The organism is Devosia sp. YIM 151766, from assembly GCF_030285925.1.
Lineage (GTDB): Bacteria > Pseudomonadota > Alphaproteobacteria > Rhizobiales > Devosiaceae > Devosia.
Map to the genome: position 1 here is coordinate 77,108 of NZ_CP127251.1, position 17,573 is coordinate 94,680.

13 protein-coding genes are annotated in these 17,573 nt (G+C 63.2%); 10 read left to right on the plus strand and 3 right to left on the minus strand.

What is annotated here, in order from left to right:
* The first annotated feature begins 7 nt into the window (after positions 1-7).
* The 5 genes from O9Z70_RS00375 (at position 8) to pncB (ending at position 9,417) form a co-directional block, all read left to right on the plus strand.
* A complete protein-coding gene (locus tag O9Z70_RS00375; RefSeq protein ID WP_286020534.1) occupies positions 8-670 on the plus strand; it encodes an NTP transferase domain-containing protein in 663 nt (220 codons plus the stop codon).
* Entirely contained in the window at positions 667-3,684 is a 3,018-nt protein-coding gene (addB, locus tag O9Z70_RS00380) for a double-strand break repair protein AddB (protein WP_286020535.1), read from the plus strand. The genes O9Z70_RS00375 and addB overlap by 4 nt, the downstream gene beginning before the upstream one ends.
* Positions 3,681-7,157 (plus strand): double-strand break repair helicase AddA, encoded by a 3,477-nt coding sequence (addA, locus tag O9Z70_RS00385; RefSeq protein ID WP_286020536.1) that lies wholly within the window; start codon positions 3,681-3,683, stop codon positions 7,155-7,157. Before addB ends, addA begins: the two co-directional genes overlap by 4 nt.
* A gap of 116 nt (positions 7,158-7,273) precedes the next feature.
* Positions 7,274-7,597, plus strand: a complete 324-nt coding sequence (gene trxA, locus O9Z70_RS00390; RefSeq protein WP_286020537.1) for a thioredoxin — start codon at positions 7,274-7,276, stop codon at positions 7,595-7,597.
* 512 nt (positions 7,598-8,109) lie between these two features.
* On the plus strand, positions 8,110-9,417 hold the full coding sequence (gene pncB / locus O9Z70_RS00395) for a nicotinate phosphoribosyltransferase (protein WP_286020538.1): 1,308 nt from the start codon (positions 8,110-8,112) through the stop codon (positions 9,415-9,417).
* On the opposite strand, the gene O9Z70_RS00400 is transcribed toward pncB, so the two are convergent.
* Positions 9,414-10,373: a LysR family transcriptional regulator gene (locus O9Z70_RS00400; RefSeq protein WP_286020539.1), complete on the minus strand. Its 960-nt coding sequence runs from the start codon at positions 10,371-10,373 to the stop codon at positions 9,414-9,416. The two genes, pncB and O9Z70_RS00400, sit on opposite strands and share 4 nt — an antisense overlap.
* 249 nt (positions 10,374-10,622) lie before the next feature.
* On the opposite strand from O9Z70_RS00400, the gene O9Z70_RS00405 reads away from it, so the two are divergent.
* The 5 genes from O9Z70_RS00405 to O9Z70_RS00425 are packed head-to-tail and all read left to right on the plus strand — an operon-like array spanning position 10,623 to position 15,769.
* The gene (locus tag O9Z70_RS00405; RefSeq protein WP_286020540.1) at positions 10,623-11,711 is read left to right on the plus strand and encodes a mandelate racemase/muconate lactonizing enzyme family protein; all 1,089 of its coding nucleotides are present in this window, start codon (positions 10,623-10,625) and stop codon (positions 11,709-11,711) included.
* 54 nt (positions 11,712-11,765) lie between these two features.
* Complete coding sequence (locus O9Z70_RS00410) at positions 11,766-12,884, plus strand: ABC transporter substrate-binding protein (RefSeq protein ID WP_286020541.1); 1,119 nt, start codon at positions 11,766-11,768, stop codon at positions 12,882-12,884.
* A gap of 27 nt (positions 12,885-12,911) precedes the next feature.
* Positions 12,912-13,841, plus strand: coding sequence for an ABC transporter permease (locus O9Z70_RS00415; RefSeq protein ID WP_286020542.1), 930 nt, complete (start codon positions 12,912-12,914; stop codon positions 13,839-13,841).
* Positions 13,838-14,674 carry an ABC transporter permease gene (locus tag O9Z70_RS00420; RefSeq protein WP_286020543.1) on the plus strand — a complete coding sequence of 279 codons (837 nt, stop codon included), beginning with the start codon at positions 13,838-13,840 and terminating at the stop codon, positions 14,672-14,674. Before O9Z70_RS00415 ends, O9Z70_RS00420 begins: the two co-directional genes overlap by 4 nt.
* Before the next feature lie 3 nt (positions 14,675-14,677).
* Positions 14,678-15,769 (plus strand): ABC transporter ATP-binding protein, encoded by a 1,092-nt coding sequence (locus O9Z70_RS00425; protein WP_286020544.1) that lies wholly within the window; start codon positions 14,678-14,680, stop codon positions 15,767-15,769.
* Positions 15,770-15,773: 4 nt separating this feature from the next.
* Here O9Z70_RS00425 and O9Z70_RS00430 read toward each other — a convergent pair whose 3' ends face one another.
* Both O9Z70_RS00430 and O9Z70_RS00435 read right to left on the minus strand, forming a co-directional pair.
* Complete coding sequence (locus O9Z70_RS00430) at positions 15,774-15,953, minus strand: hypothetical protein (RefSeq protein ID WP_286020545.1); 180 nt, start codon at positions 15,951-15,953, stop codon at positions 15,774-15,776.
* Positions 15,954-16,241: 288 nt separating this feature from the next.
* Entirely contained in the window at positions 16,242-17,465 is a 1,224-nt protein-coding gene (locus O9Z70_RS00435) for a sugar transferase (RefSeq protein ID WP_286020546.1), read from the minus strand.
* Between the last annotated feature and the right edge of the window lie 108 nt (positions 17,466-17,573).

Consider the following 17,573-nt stretch of genomic DNA (forward strand, 5'->3'; position numbering starts at 1 on the left):
TGATGTAATGCTGCTGGCCGCGGGCCTGGGCCTGCGGCTCAGGCCGTTGACCGAGATCACGCCCAAGCCGCTGCTGCCCGTCGCCGGCACGCCGCTGATCGAGCGGGTCATGGCCAATGCGCGGGCCGAGGGAGCGGTGCGCTTCGTCGCCAATGCCCATTACCGCGCCGATCAATTGCTCGCCCATTTCGGCGGACTGCTCAAAGTCAATCGCGAGGCCGAATTGCTGGGCACCGGCGGCGGGGTCAAGGCGGCGCTGCCCATGCTGCATTCCGATCCATTCTTCGTCATGAACAGCGATGCGTTCTGGCCCGCCGGGGCCGACAGGCCGCTGACGCGCATGCTGGCTCGCCATAGCGGCGAACGCGATATCGTGCTGCTCTGCGTCCAGCCGCGCCGCGCCATCGGCTTTGGCCGCAGCCATGATTTCTGCCTCGATCCCTCCGGTTTGGTAACCCGCGATTACGGTGCGCCGATCATCTATGGCGGGGTGGCGCTTATGGGCCGGTCATGGTTCGATGATGCGTCTGACGGCGCCTTTTCGCTGAACCTGCTGCTCGATGCGGCGCTGGAAGCGGAGCGGCTGTCCGGCGTGGTGCTCGATGCCCCCTGGTTCCATGTCGGCGATCCGGCGGGTCTGGCGGCGGCCGAACAGGCGCTGTCGCCATGAGGCTTTTTTCCATCGCGCCCTCGGTGCCGTTTCTGCCCTGCCTGGCCGGGGCGGTGATGGATGGGTCCTTGCTGGCCGATTGGGATCGGAACGGTCCGTTCTGGTTGAGCGATGTCACCATCATCGTGCCCACCCAGCGCGCCCGGCAGAAGCTGGCCGAGGCTTTCGCCGGCCGCGCCGATTTTACCGGCCTGCTCCCCGATATCCGCACCTTTGGCGGCGAGGAGGCCGACGAGGAGCCGTTCCTGCCGCCCTTCGAGGCGCCGCCCCTGCCGCAGCCGGCCAGCGGGCTGATGCGCCGCCTGACCCTGTCGCATCTGGTGGCGCAATGGGCCCATAGCGAGCGCGGCCGCCTGGCCTTTTCCTCCCCGCCCAGCGCGGCCGAAATCTTCTCCATGGCCGAATCGCTCGGCCGGGTGATCGATGACCTGCTGATCGAGGAGCGCAGCCCCGCCGACATCAGGGCCATCGGCGATGCGCTGGCCCAGGAGCTGGGCGCCTATTGGCAGCAGACGCTGGAATTCCTCGATATCGCGCTGACTGCCTGGCCGGACCTGCTCCATTCCCTCAACCTGCAGGATTCCGCCGGTTTGCGCGGCGCCCGGCTCGACCGGCAGGCCCTGGCCGCGCCGCACCTTTATGGCGACAAGCCGGTGATCGCGGCCGGGTCCACCGGTTCCATCCCGGCCACGGCGCGGCTGCTGGCGGCGATTGCCGGATTGCCGCGCGGCGCGGTGGTGCTGCCCGGCCTCGATATGGCGATGAGCCCGGCAATGCTGGCCATGCTGCGCCACGACGATCAGAATCCGCACGGCCATCCGCAATATGGCCTCGCGCATCTGCTCGGGGTCCTGGGAGCCGGTGTCGACGAGGTCGAAGAACTTTGCCCCATGCCGCATCCGCGCACCATGCTGGTCAACCATGCGCTGGCGCCGACAGGGGCAACGGCGCTCTGGGCCGGGCAGCGTCCCGATGCGCTGGTGCTCGACGCCGCCCTGGCGGGCGTGTCCATCATCCAGGCCCGCAACCAGGATGAGGAGGCGCGAGCCATTGCCCTGGCCGGTCGCGCGGCGCTGGAAGAAGGCCGGACCGTGGGCATTGTCACGCCCGACCGCAATCTGGCTCGCCGCATCGCCGCCGAGCTCAAACGCTTTGCCATCCATGTCGATGACGCTGCCGGTTCGCCGCTCTTTCATGCCCCGGCCGGGCTGCTGGCGCGGCAGGTGCTCAACCTGGCGGTCAATGGCTGCGCGCCTGTCGACCTGATGGCGCTGCTGCGCAATCGCGCCGCGCGTTTCGGCGCCGACCGTGCGGCCATCACCGAGGCGGCCAATCGACTCGACCTGCGCCTGCTGCGTGGCCAGCGGCCGGGGCCGGGCCTGGCCGGGCTGCGCGCCTTGCTGGCGCTGCGTATGGCGGATGATCCCAGGAGCCGGCGGAGGCCGATCGGCGCCGAGGACGCCGCGGCGATTTCGGCCTTGTTCGATCAGCTGGAAGCGGCCATCGCGCCATTGCTGTCGCTTTTGCAGCAAAAGGAAATGCACGCCGCCCAGCTCGCCACCGCGCTGTGGAGCAGTGTCGAGGCGGTAAGCGCCGGCGCGCCCCTTCATGGCCGCGAGGAATTCTCCCTTTGGGCCGGGGAGATGGCGCGTCTGGGCGGCCAGGGCCACCGCTTCGGCCCCTTCGGGCTCGATGAGGTGCTGTTTGCGCTGATGAGCGGGTTCGAAGTGCGCAATCACGAGCAGCGGCGCGACGATATCGCCATCTGGGGTCAGCTGGAAGCGCGCCTGATGAGCCCGGACCTGCTGATCTTGAGCGCTCTCAATGAGGACAAATGGCCCGGTCCCGCCGATCCCGGCCCCTGGCTCAGCCGGGGCATGCGGCTGGCCGCCGGCATGGCGCCGCCCGAACGCATGCAGGGCCTCGCCGCCCACGATTTCGCGCAGGGCATGGGCAATGGCGAGGTCATCGTCGCCTATGCCGACCGCATTGGGTCCAGCCCGGCCCTGCCGTCGCGGCTGGTACAGCGGCTCGATGCCTTTATCGGCGCGCCGCACGCGGAAATCCTGCGGCAACGCGGCACTGTCTGGGTCGAGCGGGCGCGGCGGCTCGATGCCACGCTTTCGGTAAAGCCCGCCGGCCGGCCGGTGCCGAACCCGCCCTTTGCGCCGCGCCTGCGCCGGCTTTCGGTTACCGAGATCGAGACCTTGATGCGGTCGCCCTATGACCTTTATGCCAAGCACGTGCTGGGCCTGCGCCCGCTTGATGCGCTGGGTGAGGACCCGGATGCGCGCGAGCGCGGCAATATCATCCATGCCATCTTCGCCCGCTTCGTCAATGAAGGCCACGATGTGCTGGCCGACAGCGCCCTTGACCAGCTGATGGGCATTGCCAATCAGGAATTTGCCGGGCTCGACATGATCGGCGAGCGCCGTGACATCTGGCTCCGGCGCTTTGCCACGGCGGCGGCGCAATTCCTGGAATTCGAGCGGGGCCGGGCGGTGCGGGTCCGGGCCCGACATGCCGAGATCAGGGGCGAATGGCAGCTGGGGCTGGGCGGCGGCTTCCTGATTACCGGCGAGGCCGACCGTATCGACGAACTCATTGATGGCACTCTGGAAATTCTCGATTTCAAGACCGGCTCCCCGCCCAGTCCGGCCGGCATGAAGGCGTTCGAGGCGCCGCAATTGCCGGTCGAGGCATTGATGGCGCAGGCCGGGGCGATGCAGAAAATCGCGCCGGCGCCATCCTCGGCGCTGACCTATATCAAGATCGGACTGGGCCCCGAGGCCTTCAAGCCCAGCGCCTTCGCGGTTGCCGAGGGCCTCGATATCATGGCGGCAGCCGACGAAATCTGGCGGCGCATGCAGGGGCATATCGATTTCTTCCTGCTGCGGGAAACGCCGCTTCCTGCCCGATTGCTGCCACTTAAAACCCAAAGATTTTCAGGCCCTTACGACCATCTGGCCCGCGTCGCCGAATGGAGCGCCACGGATGGGGAGGACGAGACGTGAGCGATCGTGGCCTGCTCGAAATCCCCTTCGATACCAGGACCAGCCAGGGCCGGGCCAGCGATCCGGATTATTCGATCTGGGTGGAGGCCAATGCCGGTTCGGGCAAGACCTATGTGCTAACCCACCGTGTCTTAAGGCTTTTATTGGCCGGCGTGCGGCCGCAATCGATCCTCTGCCTGACCTATACCAAGGCGGCGGCGGCGGAGATGCGCAAGCGCGTCGGGGCGCGGCTGGCGCAATGGGCGGTCGCCGACGAGGCAATATTACACAAGGATATCAGGGACTTGGTGGGTTCGGCGCCAAGCCCGGAAATGCTCGAGGATGCACGGACGCTGTTCGCGCGGGCGCTGGAGACGCCGGGGGGGCTGCGGATCCTGACCATCCATGCCTTCTGCGAAGCGGTGCTGCACCGCTTTCCCATCGAGGCCGGGGTGCCGTTCGACTTCGCCGTCATCGAAGACGAACGGCAGGTGCAGATGGTGCTGTCGGCGCGGGAAAGTGTTCTGGCGGAAGGACTTAGGGGCGGCGCCCATGCCGAGGCGGTCGAGACGCTGTTCGGGCTGATGAGCGACGATGCCATCGCCAAATCCATCAATTCGGCGCTGGGCGAAGGGGCGCGGCTGAAGCCGGTTCTGGCCGATGTGCCAGCCGCCAAGGCGCGGTTACGGCACCTGGTGGGCTATGATGGGGAGCCACCGGATTCTATCCGCGAGCGGCTTGTTGCTAACAGATTGTTAACCCCAGGCGTCACCCGGATGCTGATCGAGCGCCTCAATGGCGATCCGGGGGGAAACCGGCGCTGCACCGACCTGCTGGCGCGGCTCGATCCCGAGCATCCGACCGTGGATGGACTGCGCGCCGCCTTCTTTACCGGCGAGGGAAAACCGCGCGCGGCGCTGATGACCAAGAAGGAGGTCGAGGCTCATCCCGACCTGCACGAACTGCTGCTGGCCGAGCAGGCGCGGCTGATCGGGCTCGATGCGGAACTGACCCGGGCGCGACTGGTCGAGCGCAGCGAGGCGGTGCTGGATGTCGTCGCCGCCATCCGGGCGCGCTATGACGCGGAGAAGCGCCGGCATGCTCTGCTCGATTTCGACGACCTGATCGAAAAGCTCGGCGATCTGTTCGATAATCGCGCCATCGCTCCCTGGGTGCAATACAAGCTCGATGCCGGCATCGACCATATCCTGGTCGATGAAAGCCAGGACACCAATGCGCCGCAATGGCGGGTGGTGAAGGCGCTGGCCGAGGAATTCTTCTCCGGCGCCGGGGCGATGGACCGCCCGCGCTCGATTTTCGCCGTGGGCGACCAGAAACAGTCGATCTATTCCTTCCAGGGCGCCCAGCCGGTTCTGTTCGCTCAGACCGGGCGGGAAATGGCGCGGCGGGCGCGCGAGGCGGCCCGACCCTTCGAGCAGGTCAGGCTCCATACCAGTTTCCGCACCCTGAGCGGCATTCTCGACGCCGTGGACCGGGTGACCGACCGCGAGGATATCAGGCTGGCCTTGCTGTCGCTGGATAAGGTCATCCACCAGGCGGCGCGGGTGCAGCAGGGGGGGCGCGTGACGCTGTGGCCCCCGGTGCAGGAAGCCCGGGCGGAGCGCGATACCAGCCAATGGCCCAGGGAGCCGGTCGAGGCCGAGCAGAGCGCGGCGCGGCAGGTGGCGGTGCGGATCGCCCGCGAAATCAGGGCCTGGATCGATTCCGGCCGGATGCTGGGCGAGCGCCGGCGGGCGATCATCGCCGACGACGTGCTGATCCTGGTGCAGAAACGCGGGGCGTTCTTCCAGGAAATCATCCGCGCCCTGCGCGCCGAGAACCTGCCGACCCCCGGCGCCGACCGCCTGGCGGTGACCGGGCATATCGCCGTGCTCGACCTTCTGGCGCTGGTCGATGTGCTGCTCAATCCGGCCGACGATTTGCAATTGGCCGCCCTGCTGCGCTCGCCGCTCTTCGACATTTCCGAGGACGATCTCTACCATTTGGCCCATGGCCGGGCGAACGGCGAGACGCTGCATGCGGCGCTTTTCGCCTCGGCCCTGCCGGTGGCGCAGGCGGCTTCCGGGCAATTGGCCCGCTGGGCCGGGCAGCTCGACCTGGAGCGGCCATTCGAATTCCTGGCCGGGCTGCTCTATGCCGAAGGCGGGCTGCGCCGCTTCCACGCCCGGCTGGGCACCGAAGTGGACGAGGTGCTGTCCGAATTGCTGGAACTGGCTTTGGCGCATGAGCAGAGCGGGCAGCCGTCATTGCAGGGCTTTGCTGTCGAATTGCGCCGCCGCTCGGTGAATATCAAGCGCGAACTGGCCGAAAGCGGCGGCGGGGTCAGGGTGATGACCGTGCATGGGGCCAAGGGGCTGGAGGCCCCGATCGTCATTCTCGCCGATGCCAGCGCCAAGCCCTCGGCGCAGATGACCGGTAAGCCGGTCTATGTGCTCAACGAAGCGCCGGGCCCGCTGCTGGTCCAGGCCTCGGCCAAGGGCCAGCACGATGCGGCGACCTTGTTGGTCAAGGAAATGGCCGACGCGACCCTGGACGAGGAATATTGGCGCCGGCTCTATGTGGCCATGACCCGGGCCGAGGACGAGCTTTATGTCACCGGCACGCTGAGCGCCGCCAGCAAGGCCGAGACCCAGCTCGACGGCAGCTGGTACCAGGCCATCGAGCAGGCCTTGCAGCCGGACCTGACGCCGTTGCATGACGCGGCGGGCGCCGTTTCCGCCCTGGTCTATCCAGCGCCGGAAATGGCCTTGCATGCCGGCGCGCCGGCGCCGGCCGAGAAGCCCATGGCCCCGATCAGCGCCGATCCGGTGCCGGAGCCAGCCGTGGCGCCGCTGGTCTCGCCCTCGCGGGCCGGCGAGGCGGGAGGGGCGCCGCGCATCCTGCAGAGCCTCGCCGAACAGGCCCGCGATGCCGAGGGCGCGCGCAAGCAGGGGCTGGCGTTGCATGCCTTGCTCCAGCATCTGGGCAAGGTGCGGCCGGCGGATTGGCCGCTGGTGGCGCCGCGGGCGCTGGAAACGCTGCTGCCCGATTATCCCGATCGTCACGAAGCGGTGATGGGCCGGGCCCTGTCGATCCTGTCGCGGCCCGAACTGGCGCATCTGTTCGGGCCCACCAGCCGGGCCGAAGTGCCCTTCCTGGTGCCGGCCTTGCGGCAGGGGGCACCGGTGCGCCTGCATGGCCGCATCGATTGCCTGGTGGTTGACGACTCAAGCGTGCTGGTGGTCGATTACAAGTCCGATGCGGCGCCGCCCCGGCATCCTGCCGACGTGCCGGGGAATTACCTGACCCAGCTGGGGCTTTATGCGCTGGTTGCAGGTCAGTTGTTCCCGGGCCGGGCGGTCTCCGCATCGATCCTGTGGACTGAACTGGAAACCTTGATGAATTTGCCGCCCGTTCTGCTGCAACAGGCCCGTTCGGGTTTTGCCCTGCGGCAAACAAGGCTTGAACCCGGGCTGGACTCACCCCAGCTTTAGGGGCAAACAGACCGCCGCTTTCCGGGACTTGTCCCGGACCCAGATTTATCGCGTTTCGGGCGGCGGAAAGGCCCCTGGCCTCTGCCGGAAACGCCGCGACCAAGAAGGCACGAAAAATGACCAAAGCCGTTTCCGACGCCAATTTCGGCCAGGAAGTCCTCAATGCCAGCGAGCCCGTCCTCGTCGATTTCTGGGCCGAATGGTGCGGCCCCTGCCGGGCCATCGCCCCGGTGCTGGAGGAGCTCTCCACTGAGCTTGCCGGCAAGGTGAAGATCGTCAAGCTCAATGTCGATGAGAATCCCGGCATCGCTGCCCAATATGGCGTCCGCTCCATTCCCACCATGATCCTGTTCAAGGGCGGGGAAGCGGCCGACATGAAGATCGGCGCCGGCACCCCCAAGGCCGGCCTGAGCAAATGGCTGGAAGGCCACGCGGCCTGAGGGCACGGACGTTTCGCATGTTCGGCACCGCCGGGGAAACCCGGCGGTGTTTTTGCTTCGGGGGTATGGAGAGGTTGCGGGAAGTGGCGTTCTTGGTGCGTGGGTGCTGCGGTTCCTGCACATCCGGGAGCCTCGCCCTCGCTCCGCCATCCCCATTCTCAATCCCTCCCCTCAAGGAGGAGGGACGCGAAGGGGCCGCCGGCTCTTTCCCCGCGCTCGCCATCCTCAGACGTCATGGCGTCGCGGCCACGGAGCCACCGACCTCGCCCTTCGACAAGCTCAGGGTGAGGTCTACGAGAAATATGTGCGGCTCTGGCCCAATATTACCACTCGGAGGCATCATCCACTAACCCCGCAAGGCTTCATGCTCCGACGCCCCTCAAACTTCATGGTGAGCTTGTCGAACCATGAGGTCGCGGCCACGGTGCCGCCCGGAAACCGCTCGCTTCGCCGCTGGCCTTTTCAATCCTGTCATCGCCGGGCTACAAAGCCGGTCACGAAATGGGACGACAATGGCTACTTTCACCGATATTGCCCGCCGGGTTTACAATCATACCTGGAAGCTCGATCCGATCGTGCGCTCGCTGCTCGATACGGATTTCTACAAGCTCTTGATGATGCAGATGATCTGGGGGCTCTATCCCCAGGTCGAGGCGACGTTCAGCCTGATCAACCGCACCCGCTCGGTGCGGCTGGCCGAGGAGATCGATATCGAGGAATTGCGGGCCCAGCTCGATCATTGCCGCACCCTGCGCCTGTCCAAGAAGGAAATGATCTGGCTGGCGGGCAATACCTTTTACGGCTCCAAGCAGATTTTCCAGCCCGGCTTCCTGCGCTGGCTGGAAAATTTCCAGCTGCCCGAATATCGGCTGGAGCAGCGCGACGGGCAATTCGTGCTGGAATTTCCAGGGCTCTGGGTCGAGACCACGATGTGGGAAATCCCGGCGCTCGCCATCATCAACGAAATGCGCTCGCGGGCGGCGATGAAGCGCTATGGCCCGTTCACGCTCGACGTGCTCTATGCCCGGGCCAAGGCGCGGATGTGGGAAAAGGTCGAGCGGCTGCAAAAGCTGCCGGACCTCAAGATTTCCGATTTCGGCACAAGACGCCGCCATTCCTTCCTCTGGCAGCGCTGGTGCGTCGAGGCGCTCAAGGAAGGCATCGGCGCCAATATGACCGGCACCTCCAATGTCAAGCTGGCAATGGACAACGACCTCGAGGCCCTGGGCACCAATGCGCATGAATTGCCCATGGTGCTGGCGGCCCTGGCTCGCTCCGACGAGGAATTGCGCGAGGCGCCCTATCGGGTCCTGCAGGACTGGAAGAGTTATTATGGCGGCAATCTGCTGATCGTTCTGCCCGATGCTTTCGGTACCGACGCCTTCCTGCGCGATGCGCCCGACTGGGTGGCCGACTGGACCGGCTTCCGCCCCGACAGCGCCCCGGCCATCGAGGGCGGCGAGAAGATCATCGACTTCTGGAAGGCGCGCGGCCGCGACCCGGCGGAGAAATTGCTGATCTTTTCCGACGGCCTGGATGTCGACATGATCGAGGAAGCCTATCTGCATTTCGACGGCAAGGTGCGGATGAGCTTCGGCTGGGGCACCAATCTGACCAATGACTTCGAGGATTGTGCCCCCGATCCCAATCCGGGGCTCAAGCCGATTTCCATCGTCGCCAAAGTCTCCGAGGCCAATGGCCGCGCGGCGGTCAAGCTCTCCGACAATCCGGCCAAGGCCACCGGCGACGACGCGGAAATCGAACGCTATCTGCGGGTTTTCGGCGATACCGGGAGAGTGGAATATGCGGTCAAGGTCTAGACGCTGCTAGGCGGCGCAACCGGATCCTGGGTGTCCAGGACAAATTTCCAGAACTCCTCGGCGACCTGTCCCAGGGGGGAGCGGGGCCTGAACAGCCGCACCTCCATGGGAATGGACCATTTCGGTCCACCGGCCTCGCCTAATAGCTTCTGATCCAGTTCGGCCCGCACCACCCCTTCGGGCACCCAGGCAACGCCACGCCCCTCCAATGCCAGGCCGAGCAGCAGCGCCAGATGAGATTCAGCGATCGGCTCGAGGCGGGGGCGCACAGTGGCGATATCGAAAACCGAGCGGAAGATGCGCCCGAGGCCGGCGGGCCCATCATAGGCCAGCAAGGGAATGGTTTGGTTCGATGAGGCGTCCATAGAATAGAGCGGCTTGCCATCGGGACCCAGCGCGGAAACCGGTATCAGGCGGTCCGTGCGGATGCAGGTGGACATGAAAGCGTCGTCCGTGAGCCGCCAGGGCATGCCTTCCAGGTAATGGCACAGCAGGAACTGGGCCTCGCCCTGCAGCATGCTCTGTTCACATGCCTGCACGCTGTTCGAGATCAGATTAACGGCTCCGAGCGCCGTTTGGGTGGCAATCGAGCGCAGCCAGATCGGAAAAAAGCTAAGCGAAAGGACCTGCGTGGTGGCAAAGCGCAGGGTCTGGTGCTGCTGCTGGCCGGCCATGCGCGCGGCCTGCCGGCCTTCCTCGACGCGGCGCGGCAATTCCTCCGCATAGGTCCGGAAAGCCTGCCCCGCCGGAGTAAGGACAATCGGGTGGGACCGGCGATCCACCAGCGGCTGGCCGATCCATTCTTCCAGCAGCCTGATGCGACGACTAAAGGCCGGCTGGGTAACGTTGCGGGTTTCTGCCGCACGGGAGAAGTTTCCGGTTTTCGCCAGGGCTGCGAAGTCCGAAAGCCAAGTAAGATCCATGACTAAGCCTAGCCTGCATAATTGTATCGGCAATCGGCATTGGCCATTGCCATGGTCGCCCAGATAGTAGGGGGCAGTCGCAGACGTGGCAAGAAATCGCCAAGGTGCGAAGTCGGAGGAAAGTCCCGTCCAGCCGGTTCGTTGCGTCGGTAGGCGTATATCCGGTTGGTACAGGCACCGGGCTTCGTCGGTCCTTTCCGCACTTCAAGATTTGCACCGGTCGCCAGAAATTCTGGCGGCGGCTTCGTGATGTGACGCCCACGGCAAGCAAAGAGGCCCATAATGACGATTAAATCGGCGCGGGTAACCGCTTACTCCGCACCCTATGACGAACCCATCACCAATGGGCTTTATACCTATACGCATACCGAGATGGTGGTGGTCGAGCTGGAGCTGGCGTCCGGCGTCACCGGACTTGGCTGGACCCATGGCGGCAGGATCGTCTATGAGGCGGCCAAGGAAGTGGCAGCCGTTGTCGTCGGCCAGCCGCTGAACACCGAACGCATCTGGAAGATGATCTATCGGCCCAAGATCTTTGGTCGCCGCGGACTGGCTACGCGTGCCATCAGCGCGGTTGATATCGCGGTGTGGGACGCCATCGGCAAGGAAACCGGCCGCTCGGTGCACCAGATGCTGGGTGGCTACCGCGACAGTGTTCCGGCTTATGTGGCTGGCGGCTATTATGGCAAAGGCAAGGGGCTGGACGGGCTGCAGCAGGAAGTCAGCGGCAAGGTTTCGACCGGAGCCAAGGCAATCAAGATGAAGATCGGCGCCGTTTCGATCGCCGAGGATGTCGCGCGCATCGATGCCGTGCGCGAAGCCGTCGGCCCCGGCGTCGATGTGCTGGTGGACGCCAACAATGCCTATTCGCGCCTCGACGCGCTCAAGATGGCTCGTCACCTGGAAGAGAGAAACATTTTCTGGTTCGAGGAGCCGTTGTCGCCGGAGGACAATCAAGGCGCCGCCGATCTGGTCAAGCGTACGGATGTGCCCATCGCGCTCGGCGAAAACGAATATACCATTACCGGCTTCCGTGAATTGGTCGATGCCGGTGCCGCCGACGTGCTCAATGCCGATGCGCAGATTCTCGGCGGCATCACCGAATGGCAGAAATGCGTGCACTATGCCGACGCCAACCACATCCCCGTGGCGCCTCACGGTGACCAGGAAATCCATGTTCACCTGGTAGCGGCCGTGCCCAATGGCCTCGTCGTGGAATATTACGACAACGGTCTCAATTCCCTGAAGGACGTCATGTTCAAGCAGCAGCTTGAACTCAATGCGGACGGCTCGATCTCCGCGCCAACCAGGCCCGGCCTCGGTTTCGACCTCAATCACGCAGCGCTCGAGAAGTTCCGCGTTCAAGACTAACATCAGCCGGCGCCATTTCTCGATGGCGCTGGCTCCTTATCCTGGAGGAGCATCATGAAATATCCTTACATCCTGGCTGCCCTAACCCTGACCCTGGGCCTTTCCGCCTCAGCATTGGCGCAAGATTCCACACCCGAAATCGGTCCCGAGCTGATCGTCTATACCGGCACCGGGCTGCCGACTGACCTCGCCGATGCGCTGGTACAGCCCTTTGCCGATTACATGGATGAGACCTATGGCGTGCCGGTCAACGTACGCACCGTGCCCGGCGCGATTCCGCAGTCCTGGCTGACGCTGCAGACCGAATGGCCCAATCCGACGGGCGACGTCTATCTGCTCTACAATCAGAATGTGAAAGAGGGAATCGGCCTGGGTTACTGGGTCAATCTCCAGGACCAGTATTCTGCCGAGGAATGGTCAACCTTTGACGCTGACGCATTGGCGGCCATGGACCTTGAAGGCTATGCCGTGCCGATGGATATCTCGGCCTGGGTCCTTGCCGTGCAAAATTCGCTCGACGCCGGCGCTGTGACCTCCGTCGCCGATCTTGCCAAGCCCGAATTTGCTGGCCGCGTCACCTTCGACTCCGCGCTTTCTGTCGCCAGCGGATATAACGCCATCGCCTCGGCGGCCGCCATTCGTGGCGATGACTGGCGCAGCTGGTTCGTTGACGGCAAGTTTGATGAAGCGGCGGCCCGCCCCACATTCGAGCTGGTGGCGAGCTGGGCCGACAATGCCCTGACCTTGACCCAGGGATCGGGCTCGATATCGCCGCTATTGCGGCGCGGCGAGGCGCTCGTCTCGGCCTGGTGGTGGCACAATGTCATGGCGGAAGTCGCCGCCGGCACGCCCATTCATGCGGTCGAGCCCAGCGAGGGCGTCGTCTCCGTGGTTCAAGCGAGCCCGGTGATTTCCTCCGCCTCGCGCAATCCGGTCGCAGCCATTGAATGGGTCAAATTCTATCAATCGTCCGTGGCGACGGAAGCTGCCAAGACGCTCAACTATTACAATCGCGTACCGCGCAGCAACGAAGAAGCATCGCCGGAATGGGCCGAATTCGCTGCGCGCGCCAACTTCCTCTACATGGATGAGTTCCGGGCGACGATGCTTGACCCTGCCTACAATGTCGAGGTGCTCGACCTCTACAACCGTGTCGTCATCCAAGGGCAGTAACTTCAAGTCGGGCGCGGATTTTAGCTAATGAACGACATGATCACATCGCATTCGCCAGGCCTTTCCGCGCCTGAAGACGACAATGAGGGGCGGCGCACGGCGCGCCGCCGCCTCGGCCGGGAAAAGCTGTTCTACCGGCTGCTGACCGTGCCGGCGCTGGGCATTATCTCATTGGTCGCCATTGTGCCCATGCTGCTGCTTCTGGTCGGCAGCCTGCGTGAGCAGCGGTCGGGAGCGTTCACTCTCGACAATTATCTCAACACGCTGGGCAATGGCTTCTTCATGCGCACGCTGGCCACCACCATTGCCATGGCTGGCGGCGTTACCATCGTCTCCATCTTCATGGCCTTGCCATTGGCCTACCTGCTGGCGCGCCGGACCATGCTGCGCAATATCATCATGCCGATTATCACGGTCCCGCGCATGCTGCCCTTCGTGGTAATCGGCTATGCCATGATCCTGCTGCTGGCCCCGATGACCGGCGTGGCCAATCGCGTTCTGATGAGCTTGGGTATCCTGGACCAGCCGGCCTTCATCCTTTTCGACTGGCCCGGCCAGGCCATTGCTTTCGGCTATAACGGCGTGGTCGTTGCGACTGCGGTGCTCACCGGCGTATTGATGTCGGTCGATCCGCAACTCGAGGACGCGGCCGTCAGTATGGGCGCCAATCGCTTGCGCGCATTTTTCGCCGTCACCGTGCCCTTGGCTATCCCGGGGATCATCGCGGCCAGCGCCCTGATCTTCACTTCGGTCGTCACCGCCTATGCCATCCCGGTCATGCTCAATGGCCGCGTTCCCTACATGATTTCTCTGCTGATCTCAGCCAATCTGCTGACGCTGCAGCAGCAGAACCTGGCTTATGCGCAGGCGATCATTGTTTCCGTTCTGGCCATCGGCGTCACCGCCACGGGCCAGATCGTCCTATCCCGCTATGGGCAACGTGGAGGCAATCAATGAGCCGTATCGCCTTGTCCCGCCTGACGCCGGGAGCCATTTTCGGGCGCGCCGCGCTTGGCCTCTATCTGGTTTTTATGCTGCTTTGGCTCACCTTTCCGGTGCTGCTGATCATTCTGGCCTCGTTCCAGGGCTCATTGGAGGTCAGCTTTCCCGGCGAGATGAAGCTCGATGCCTACCAGGCTATTCCTGCTTCCTATTGGGAGGCGTTCTGGCTGACCATCCGCGCGGCGCTGGTCGCGACCATTATCGCCCTGCTCGTGGCCATACCGGCCGCATGGGCGATGGTTCGCGGCAAGCTGGCCGGCCGTCGCGTGATGAGCAATCTCGTCCTCATCCCCGATGTGGTGCCGCAGCTCATCCTGGGCATTGCCCTGCTGACGGTGTTTATCCCGCTCAAACTGTCCAACAGCTTTGTCGGCGTGATGCTGGCCCTGGTGGCGCTGAGCCTGTCGACAGGACTGCGTTTCACCGAAGCGCTGCTCGAAGGGCTGCCAGAAGAATACGAACACGCGGCCCATTCGCTGGGCGCCGGCAAGCTCACCACGTTCCGGCTGGTGGTCCTGCCGCTCGTGGCACCCGGCGTCGCCATCGCCGCCCTCTTCATCTTCATGCAAAATCTCATCACCTTCGAGCTGCTGTTCTTCATCTCCGGGCCCAATGCCACGCCGATCTCCATTCGGCTGTTCAGCGACATCATCGATCGGGGCATCGTGCCCTATGCCGTCGCGATGGCCGGCATCCTCGTCTATGTCGCCATGGCGTTTTACACCCTGGTCGCCGTGGCCCTCGGACCCAAATACATGGCCGGCTCCGTCATGAGCCGCAAAGGTTAAATCATGAGCAAAACCAACAATGCCGCCCAGCCGGTCCATATCGAGCGTGTTCGCAAGGTGTTTGGCGATTTTGTCGCCGTGCACGAGTTGAGCCTCGATATCGAGGCAGGGGAGTTCGTCACCTTTCTTGGTCCCAGCGGTTGCGGGAAATCGACGACGCTGAAAATGATCGCCGGATTATTGCCCCAGGACAGCGGTGAAATTCGCTTTGGCAAAAAGCGCATCGACATGCTGCCGCCCAACAAGCGCAATATCGGCCTGGTGTTCCAGAATTACGCGCTGTTCCCGCATATGAGCGTGGCGGAAAATGTGGCCTTCGGCCTGCGCATGCGCGGCTGGAGCCGGGGCGATCAGGCGCGTCGGGTCGAGGAACTGCTGACGCTAGTGCGCCTTGATGGACTGGGAGAGCGCAAGCCGGAACAACTCAGTGGCGGTCAGCAGCAGCGCGTCGCCGTGGCCCGGGCTCTCGCCTTCAATCCCGATCTGGTGCTTCTGGACGAGCCCCTGTCCAATCTCGATGCCAAGCTGCGGGAGCAAGTCCGCCTCGACCTGCGCGATATCCAGCGCAAAGCAGCGCAGACCACCATATTCGTCACCCATGATCAGGTCGAAGCACTGGTCATGAGCGACCGTATCGTTCTGATGAACAAGGGAAGCGTCGAGCAGGTGGGGACGCCCTATGAGCTCTACGCTACACCCACAACCGAGTTTGGCGCCCGCTTCGTCGGTGCCAACAATCTCATCTCCGGCGAATTCGATGATAGCAGCGGCCATTGGGGTGTGCGGGTTGCTGGCTTGGACAGGGTTTTGCCGGTGACCACCCGCGGACCGGGAATCGAGCGCAGCGGCGCCCCGGTCTGGTTCTGTGTCCGGCCGGAGCATGTGGCTATCCAGACCGGTGCTTCAAGCCCGGATACGGGTCTGACCGCAACCGTTAAGGACAAAATCTACCAGGGGACGACGATCCTCGTTGATATCGAGGTTGCCGGGCTCGGGCTGATGCGAGTGGAGCGCCCGGCATCGGAACTTGGCAATCTGCCGCTGGGCATTCCTGTGAGCGTGTTCTTCGATCATTCCCATATCGTAACGCGTTGACGCGTTAGGCCAGCGGAACGCGGAAACGGATCATCGCCAGAAGCAGCATCACTCGCCACAATGACGGGTTTTTCATCCGTTCCTCCAACCGCATGGCCCCGTCAAGCAATTGCGGGGCCAGCTGGACGCCGCCACAAGCCTGCAATTCGACCTGAGCCATCTGCTGCAATTGCTGGATGATCATGGCATTGGGTTGGAAGCGCCGGCGTCCATGTCGTCGCCACCCAATGTCGAGCTTTCCGAACCATGCCTTGCCCGGCGTTGGGAAATGGCGATCGCGCTGCAAAACGGCTGTGGGCCTTCAACAAATATCGCAAGAATAATCAGCCAATGCTGCGCCTCTCGGACGACGAGATTGACCAGGCGGCAATGTGCGAAGACGCCTAGGGGCTTCAGCCGGTAATGGCTTTGGCTGCACGCTTACGAATGGCGGGAGGGCTCGATGCTGATTTTTCCCGAAAGCCTTCGCGAACTATTTTGCGCCAACTCCGAAAAGCACAGTTTTTACTGTCTTTGCCAGGATAACAATATCCATATCGACAGAAATTCGTTTTATATAAAATAAATCGTAGGAGAGTTTCGCAATTTCTTCATTCAGATCGGAGGCATAGCCAGAGGTGACTTGCGCCCATCCCGTAATGCCGGGTGGAACCACGCATCGATAGGCATATTTCGGCTCTGCCTTGATACTGGATTTTGCCACATATTCGGCTACCGGCCGTGGCCCGATCAGGCTCATTTCTCCTGTTAAGATATTGAAACATTGCGGGATTTCGTCGATGCGCAGCTTGCGCAGAATGCCACATCCGGGGATGATTCGAGAATCCCCGGTGGAGGTGGTGCCGCCCGATGTGCCTTGGAACATGGTTCTGAACTTATACATGCGGAACGGCCGATTTCCGTATCCGCGCCTGATCTGGACGAACAATACCGGGCCGGGATCACGGACGAAAATGTATGCGGCGGTCAGCGCCGAGATCAAGATCAGGAACGGCGAGAATACGAGCACAAAGGCAAGGTCGAAATATCGCTTTACCCGCGCATATAGCAATTGGCTGGGCGAATAGACGATATGGAATAGCTCGAACTTCTCGATATTGACGCGGCCCACGACGCGTTCGAGAAAACTCTCATAGCTCAGGACATCGATCCCCAGAACATGCATGCGCGAGATGAACTCGGCCCCTTCAGCGGTCTTGTAGGAATGTTCATCGATCAGAAGAACGTCGAAATTGATCTCTGCCGGCGAGTTTTCCAACTCTTCGGGGGTCAGAATCTGCGCCCCGGGGATGCGGGCCACAAGATCGGGCGCGCCATCGAAGGGCATGATCCGGACCTTTTCTCCGCTCAATGTATGAAAACGATAATTCGCGGCGCAGGCCAGGAACAGCCCAATACATCCGCAGAGCACGAGCGCCTGATAGCTGATCGAGGTTCGGGCCGCCGATATCACGGTGACCATGGCGCAAAACAAGGCGCCGAACACCACAAGGGCCGAAATGATCGGTGAATCATGTCGGCGGAACGCGGCGAGTATCATGGCGCTGATGATGACCGGCGTCCCCAAGGCAATGACGGCAATGAAGAATGACTCGGCCGATATTCTGTTGAACGGGTATACCGACATCAAGTAGACAGCGACCTGCAGAAGAGCCGAGGCCAGTGACAACCATAAAAACGAACGCAGATGCGTCAAATATCTGTGCGGCCTGGTATGTCCGCCAAGAGACGTAACAAAGGACAAGTCCCTGGGGGGCCGCTGCTTTAGTGAGCGCGTTGTTTTCCGCATTAATATTTCTTGCCA

Excerpts from the sequence above, each read along its gene's own strand:
- O9Z70_RS00405 (WP_286020540.1), top strand. The coding sequence starts at position 10,623 with ATGACGATTAAATCGGCGCGGGTAACCGCTTACTCCGCACCCTATGAC.
- O9Z70_RS00420 (WP_286020543.1), top strand. The coding sequence starts at position 13,838 with ATGAGCCGTATCGCCTTGTCCCGCCTGACGCCGGGAGCCATTTTCGGG.
- O9Z70_RS00430 (WP_286020545.1), bottom strand. The coding sequence starts at position 15,953 with ATGATCATCCAGCAATTGCAGCAGATGGCTCAGGTCGAATTGCAGGCT.
- O9Z70_RS00375 (WP_286020534.1), top strand. The coding sequence starts at position 8 with ATGCTGCTGGCCGCGGGCCTGGGCCTGCGGCTCAGGCCGTTGACCGAG.
- O9Z70_RS00410 (WP_286020541.1), top strand. The coding sequence starts at position 11,766 with ATGAAATATCCTTACATCCTGGCTGCCCTAACCCTGACCCTGGGCCTT.
- O9Z70_RS00415 (WP_286020542.1), top strand. The coding sequence starts at position 12,912 with ATGAACGACATGATCACATCGCATTCGCCAGGCCTTTCCGCGCCTGAA.
- pncB (WP_286020538.1), top strand. The coding sequence starts at position 8,110 with ATGGCTACTTTCACCGATATTGCCCGCCGGGTTTACAATCATACCTGG.
- trxA (WP_286020537.1), top strand. The coding sequence starts at position 7,274 with ATGACCAAAGCCGTTTCCGACGCCAATTTCGGCCAGGAAGTCCTCAAT.
- addB (WP_286020535.1), top strand. The coding sequence starts at position 667 with ATGAGGCTTTTTTCCATCGCGCCCTCGGTGCCGTTTCTGCCCTGCCTG.
- O9Z70_RS00425 (WP_286020544.1), top strand. The coding sequence starts at position 14,678 with ATGAGCAAAACCAACAATGCCGCCCAGCCGGTCCATATCGAGCGTGTT.